The sequence below is a fragment of the Weissella sp. DD23 genome, assembly GCF_001579105.1.
Lineage (GTDB): Bacteria > Bacillota > Bacilli > Lactobacillales > Lactobacillaceae > Weissella > Weissella cibaria.
On the sequence record NZ_KQ970390.1, the window covers coordinates 25224 to 31742 of the forward strand.

A 6519-nucleotide genomic window follows, 5' to 3' on the forward strand; every position below is an offset into this window, starting at 1 on the left:
CGATGTGGAAATCGCGGATGACCCGAGTGCGGCGATTACATTGGCCCGTCGGGTGCGTGAATCATCAGAAGCGTTGATTGTTGTCACGGGGTCATTTTATACCTTGCGCGCGATTGAAACGGAGGAGATGTAATGCTGACACGACTCGTAATTGCATCGAATAATTCACATAAAACCGCTGAAATGGTAGATTACTTGCAAACATTAGGGGTAACAGCTATCAATTATCGTGAGTTACACGATCAGATTGCTTTTCCAGCAGAAACCACGGATGACATGGCGGAAAATGCGCAAGTTAAAGCGGCAACCATCCATGCGTTGTTACCGGATGAATACATTTTGGCGGACGATTCAGCGATGTTTATTCCAGCCATTCCGGATCATTTTGGTGTCACAACCATGCGTGAATTCCAAGCCCATCAACTACGTGGGGATGCGGAAATTAATGCTTATGTGTTGGCACAACTACCAGACGGCGCGGATCGCACGGCGTATTTGCAAGCAGACTTTGTGGTAATTACACCAACTGGTCAGCGTTATTTCAGCCAGGCACGTGGCGGTGTCACGTTAGCACTGGAACCGCGTGGCGGGCGTAATGGGTTAGACGAGCTCATGGTCACGGAAAACGGTCAAACATTGGCTGAAATTGACATGCCGGACCGTGTCAATTACGCTCACCGGGGCCGCGCTGCCATTGATATGTTGGCGCAATTACGGTCAGCTGGCGAATTGGCAAATTAAGAACAAGTAGATATAGGAGAGTTAAATGATGGCACTCACAGCACAACAAATTACAGAAATTTTGGCTGATCAGGATTTATTGATCAGCACGCCAGAATTTAAAGGTGAGCTCAAGCATTTAGCTTATAATTCAAATGATGTAGCACCTGAAACGTTGTTGTTTATCAAAGGACGTTTCAAGGCTGAATATTTAACAGACGCGATTGCAAAAGGGGTTAAGGCCATCGTTGCGCCTACGTCGTTCACGCACGACACTGACTTGCCAACTTGGGTGGTTGATGACGTGCCAGCGGCGATGAGTGTTTTGAGTATGGCCTTCTATGATTACCCACAAAATAAGTTGGCGTTGATTGGTATCACGGGTACCAAAGGCAAGACGTCAGCCACTTATATGGCATACGAAATGCTTCGGGTGGCTACTGACGACAAGGTGGCTTTGTCATCGACGTTACAAGTTATCACCGGGGCTGACCCAAAGTTCCATTACCGCGCACATTTGACGACACCAGAATCATTGGATTTGTTCCGTTGGATGGCAGAGGCTGTCGCAAATGGGATGACGCACATGGTGATGGAAGTCTCATCGCAGGCCTACAAGATGGAACGGGTTTACGGGCTACGCTTTAACGTCGGTATTTTCTTGAACATTAGTCCCGATCACGTTGGGGAAAATGAGCACCCAACGTTTGAAGATTATTTGGAACACAAAATGATGTTGTTTGATCACTCCGAGCAAATCATTCTGAATGCTGATTCAGATCATTTTAGTGAGTTGATTGAGCACGCGGAGCTAGCGGTACCACGTGATGGGATTTGGCTATATGGTCGCGAGGACGAAGATTCACCAAAGGCAGACGTCTATTACGATACTGTTGAAGCGGACTTGCAGGGTAGCACCTTCGCTGTACGTGAAGCTGGTCAGCAAGCGGCACGCCTTGGTATTGCAGGTGACTATCATCTGGATATGCCGGGTGACTTTAACCAAGGAAATGCCGTGGCAGCGATGATTGCGACGCGTCTGGTTGGTGCTGACACAGATGCGATGCATGAAGGACTCGAAGTGGTTAAAATCCCGGGTCGAATGCAAGTATTAACGACCCAAAACCACGGTACAATTTACGTTGACTATGCACACAACTATGCCTCAATCGCGGCTTTACTTAATTTTGTCCGCACGAATGAGACCGTCGAAAAGTTAACGATTGTGGTTGGTGCACCTGGCAACAAGGGCGTTTCGCGTCGGCCAGGTATTGGGCAAGCGGTCAGCGAGGGTGCGGATGTTGTTTACTTAACGAGTGATGATCCACAATTTGAGGATCCAAACGCCATTGCTGATGAAATCCAAGCAGCGATTACCAATGATCATGTGGTGATTAACCGTGAAATGGACCGCACGATTGCGATTACTGAGGCCATTAAGGCAGCTGGTCCCAACGATGTTGTTGTTTTGGCAGCGAAGGGATTGGATGAGTATCAAAAGATTGGCGGTGTTGATACACCGTATGAAAACGACTGGGCAGTTGCCCAACGCGTCGTTTCCGAATTGGAAGCCTAGTTTTTAAAGCGAATTTTTGCTATAATAAACAGAATTGCCGTTGTTACGGCGATTTTTTGTGTTACTAATAATAAATAAATGCATTAAATGTGCAGAGAATTAAAAGGGGATAGTGCCATGGCTAAGGAACCTGCAGAAAACACGTCAGAGTTCGACTTGGGCGACTTCGTTGAAGGTAAGAAGTTTGCTAACTTCGAACACGACTTTAAGGGTATCGTGGAAAAGATTTACGAGCACTCATTGTTGGTCTTGATTACGGAGAACGACCCAGAAGATACGGCAACGGTTAACGAATACAATCACCGTGCTGTCGTTCGCATGTCAGAAACTAAGATTTTGGTAAAGACTGACAACCCTGCGCCACGTAAGAGTGACGAAGAGGAAGAGGACGAAGAAGAAATTCCAGAAGACATCAAGTTGGAAGACGATGATGCCGAGGAAGAGGACGAAGAAGAGGAATAACAATGGACTACAAGAATCAAGTGGCCCAAGCCGTTGCAGCGGTTGTGCCAGAACTAGATGAAGCGACAATTTTGTCAAAGATTGAAGTGCCAAAGGATTCAACGATGGGTGATTTTGCCTTTCCAACTTTCTTGTTGGCTAAGGAACGTCACATGGCGCCCAACCAAATTGCTGCGACGGTCGCGGAAGCAATTGACGCAACCGATTTTAAGGCCGTTCAGGCTGCGGGCCCATACGTTAACTTCTTCTTGAACCAATTGACATTTGGAACGGATGTTTTGCAAACTGTTTTGATGAACCAAGACTTTGGTCACAACACGGACGGTGAAGCAGGTCATGTGACAATTGATATGTCATCACCTAACATTGCTAAGCCAATGTCAATGGGTCACTTGCGTTCAACGGTTATTGGAAATTCATTGGCTGAAATTTCAAAGGCCAATGGTTACCAACCAATCAAGATTAACCACTTGGGTGACTGGGGAACACAGTTTGGTAAGTTGATGTCAGCTTACAAGCGCTGGGGTTCAGAAGACGAAGTGAAAGCTGATCCAATCAACACGCTGGTTAAGTACTATGTCCGTTTCCACGAAGAAGCGAAGGAAAATCCAGCTTTGGACGATGAAGGTCGTGCTTGGTTTAAGAAGCTTGAAGATGGTGACGAAGAGGCCCGTCAATTGTGGTCATGGTTCCGTGAAGAGTCATTGAAGGAATTCATGGAGCTTTACGAGACGTTGGACATCGAGTTTGATTCATTCAACGGTGAAGCTTTCTACAACGATAAGATGGATGGCGTTATCGACACGTTGAAGGAAAAGGGCTTGTTGATTGAGTCGCAAGGTGCCCAAGTGGTTGACTTGGAAAAGTACAACTTGAACGTTGCAATGATTCAACGTACTGACGGTGCCACATTGTACATGACACGTGATTTGGCGGCAGCTATTTTCCGTAAGAAGAACTACAACTTCGTCAAGTCATTGTACGTGGTTGGTGGCGAACAACGTGAACACTTCATGCAATTAAAGGCCGTTTTGAAGGAAATGGGCTACGAGTGGTCAGATGATGTTGAACACATTCCATTTGGTTTGATTACGGTTGATGGTAAGAAGTTGTCAACGCGTTCAGGTCGTATCATCTTGTTGAAGGATGTGTTGAAGGACTCTGTTGATTTGGCTTTGCAACAAATCAACGAAAAGAACCCAACTTTGGGTAACAAGGAATTGGTTGCGCATGAAGTTGGAACGGGTGCCGTTGTCTTCCACGACTTGATGAACGAGCGTATTGGAAACTTCGACTTTAAGTTGGAAGAAGTGGTTCGTTTCGAAGGTGATACTGGTCCATACGTACAATATGCGAACGCCCGTGCGCAATCAATTTTGCGCAAGGCTGGTAACCCAGAGCTAGATATGTCTAACTTGGTTATCGATGATGAGAACGTTTGGGAAACTGAGAAGTTGTTGGCTGACTTTGGTGATGTTGTTCGTCGCGCATGGCGTGATCGCGAACCATCAGTTATTGCCAAGTACGCATTGAACTTGTCTCGCACGTTCAACAAGTACTATGCAAACTCAAAGATTTTGGCAGAGGACGAGCAATTGAACGCCCGTTTGGCATTGGTAACGGCTGTGTCACAAGTTTTGACAGAATCACTACGTTTGTTGGGTGTTAAGGCACCTAAGGAAATGTAATTTAGAAATAATGACTAAGAGTCTGAGACAGATACTGCTGTCCCAGACTCTTTTTGTTTATGTTTAGAAAATAACTAAATGTCATCATGCCTTGTTTAAATAACACAAGGACAACAAAAAATTCTAATCATATTGGCAGATGTGTGGTTTAATAAGGCTTAACTATAACGAAAAAGAGGCCATAGCAAATGATACGGATTGGAAAAAAGTATCTCGAGCCAATACCTGTTTTGTTAGCAGTTATATTCTTGATTGTCCAGGTGTCAGCAGATTTATCACTGCCGACGATTACCTCCGACATCATTAATAAGGGGATTGCAAAACAAAACATTGGATATATTTGGCAAATGGGTGGGGTAATGTTGGTTATCGCCATTCTTGGTTGGACGGGTGCCGTGTTAAATGTGTTTTTTGCGGCCACCCAAAGTCAGAAGTTAGGGTCGAAATTACGGAGTAGCTTGTTTAAAAAAGTGACTTATATGGACGCCAGCAATGTGTCAAAATTTGGGGATGCCACGCTGATTACGCGTACGACGAATGACGTGACGCAATTGCAGAATGTGTTTCAGACTGCGTTGCGCATGATGTTGATGTCGCCGTTCCTATTCGTCGGCGCCATGATTATGGCGTTGCGCTTGAATACGCGCCTAACAACAGTCTTCGCTTTTTCACTGCCAATCTTAGCAATCGCGGTCTTTGTGATTGTTAAAATTGCTGTACCGCGTTTTAAGACAATGCAAACAAAGGTTGATCGAATTAATTTGGTGTTCCAACAGGGATTGACTGGGGTGCGCGTCATTCGGGCGTTTGGTCGCGATGGGTTTGAACGTGAGAAATTTGATACGGCCAACCGTGATTTAACGCACACAGCCCGAGTTGTCTTTACGACGGTTGCAATGATGATGCCGGTAATGACAATTATCTTGTCATTTACGAACGTTGGTATTGTGTGGTTGGGTGCCAAGTTGATTGGTGCTAACTTGATGCCGATGGGGAATTTGGTGGCCTTCTTGACGTATGCCACCCAAATTCTGATGAGCTTTATGCAATTGTCAATGGTGATTGTGATGGTGCCGCGTGCGCAAGCCTCTGCTGATCGTATTAATGAGGTTTTGGATACTGAAGATACAATTGTGGATGTTGCCACACCACAAAAGTTGCCCGCAACAGCGCCTGAGTTGGCATTTAATCATGTCTTGTATTGTTTTCCAGGAGCTGAGAAGCCAGCACTGTCTGGTTTGACGGCGAAAGTTTCCTCTGGCCAAACCATGGCAATTATTGGTGGCACGGGTTCAGGTAAGTCAACAATTCTGAATTTGATACCAAGATTGCTAGATGCGACATCTGGAACCATTACGTTGAATGGCGTGGACATTCGCCAGTTGTCTCAGACAGACTTACATGCTGCAATTTCAATTACGCAGCAAAAGGCGGTTTTGTTTGCCGGCACCATTCGGTCAAATTTGCAGTTTGGGCTACCGTTGGCAACGGACGATCAGATGTGGGAGGCCCTTCGAATTGCCCAAGCAACTGATTTTATTGAAGCTGGTGGTGGGTTGGATATGGTTGTTCAACAAGACGGTGCCAACTTTTCAGGTGGTCAACGTCAACGACTCGCAATTGCGCGAACCCTTATTAAAGCGGCGCAAGTGTATGTCTTTGATGATTCGTTTTCTGCGTTGGATTTTGAGACGGATAGTCGGGTGCGTGGGGCGATTAATGATTCGCCGCGTTTGCAACCAGCTATTAAGATTATCGTCGCCCAACGTATTGCAACAGTCATGAATGCCGATGTGATTGTTGTGTTGGACAACGGTAAAATGGTTGGCGCTGGCCGACACGCAGAACTTGCGCAAACGTGCCCTGCCTACCAAGAAGTTATGCGAAGTCAGTTGTCGGATGCAGATTTGAAGGAGGTGGGCGTCGATGCGTAGTTTTCAAAGTGGCGGACGTGGCCGTGGTGGGGGCATGAATCAACCGGTTGAGAAGCCGGTTCATTTCTGGCAAACCATCGGCCGATTATTTGGCTATCTCGGTAATTATCGGGCCGGTGTCATTGTTTCGTTAGTTATC

At 46.1% G+C, this 6519-nt stretch carries 6 protein-coding genes; all 6 read left to right on the plus strand.

The genetic code is table 11. From position 1 onward, the window contains the following. Positions 1-133: hypothetical protein (locus WEIDD23_RS14100; RefSeq protein ID WP_242865404.1), on the plus strand; the 133-nt coding region annotated here is incomplete at its 5' end. Further along, positions 133-741, plus strand: coding sequence for a non-canonical purine NTP pyrophosphatase (locus WEIDD23_RS00120; RefSeq protein ID WP_010370401.1), 609 nt, complete (start codon positions 133-135; stop codon positions 739-741). The genes WEIDD23_RS14100 and WEIDD23_RS00120, both read left to right, overlap by 1 nt. 28 nt (positions 742-769) lie before the next feature. Next, the gene (gene murE, locus WEIDD23_RS00125; protein WP_062358591.1) at positions 770-2296 is read left to right on the plus strand and encodes a UDP-N-acetylmuramyl-tripeptide synthetase; all 1527 of its coding nucleotides are present in this window, start codon (positions 770-772) and stop codon (positions 2294-2296) included. Positions 2297-2413: 117 nt separating this feature from the next. Beyond that, positions 2414-2758: a hypothetical protein gene (locus tag WEIDD23_RS00130; protein ID WP_010370407.1), complete on the plus strand. Its 345-nt coding sequence runs from the start codon at positions 2414-2416 to the stop codon at positions 2756-2758. 2 nt (positions 2759-2760) lie between these two features. After that, on the plus strand, positions 2761-4446 hold the full coding sequence (gene argS / locus WEIDD23_RS00135) for an arginine--tRNA ligase (protein ID WP_062358594.1): 1686 nt from the start codon (positions 2761-2763) through the stop codon (positions 4444-4446). Positions 4447-4634: 188 nt separating this feature from the next. Beyond that, a complete protein-coding gene (locus tag WEIDD23_RS00140) occupies positions 4635-6380 on the plus strand; it encodes an ABC transporter ATP-binding protein (protein ID WP_010370413.1) in 1746 nt (581 codons plus the stop codon). Positions 6381-6519: the final 139 nt, after the last annotated feature.

Bases quoted from the DNA above. Each gene is read 5' to 3' on its own strand.
- WEIDD23_RS00120 (WP_010370401.1), top strand. From the start codon at position 133: ATGCTGACACGACTCGTAATTGCATCGAATAATTCACATAAAACCGCT.
- murE (WP_062358591.1), top strand. From the start codon at position 770: ATGGCACTCACAGCACAACAAATTACAGAAATTTTGGCTGATCAGGAT.
- WEIDD23_RS00130 (WP_010370407.1), top strand. From the start codon at position 2,414: ATGGCTAAGGAACCTGCAGAAAACACGTCAGAGTTCGACTTGGGCGAC.
- argS (WP_062358594.1), top strand. From the start codon at position 2,761: ATGGACTACAAGAATCAAGTGGCCCAAGCCGTTGCAGCGGTTGTGCCA.
- WEIDD23_RS00140 (WP_010370413.1), top strand. From the start codon at position 4,635: ATGATACGGATTGGAAAAAAGTATCTCGAGCCAATACCTGTTTTGTTA.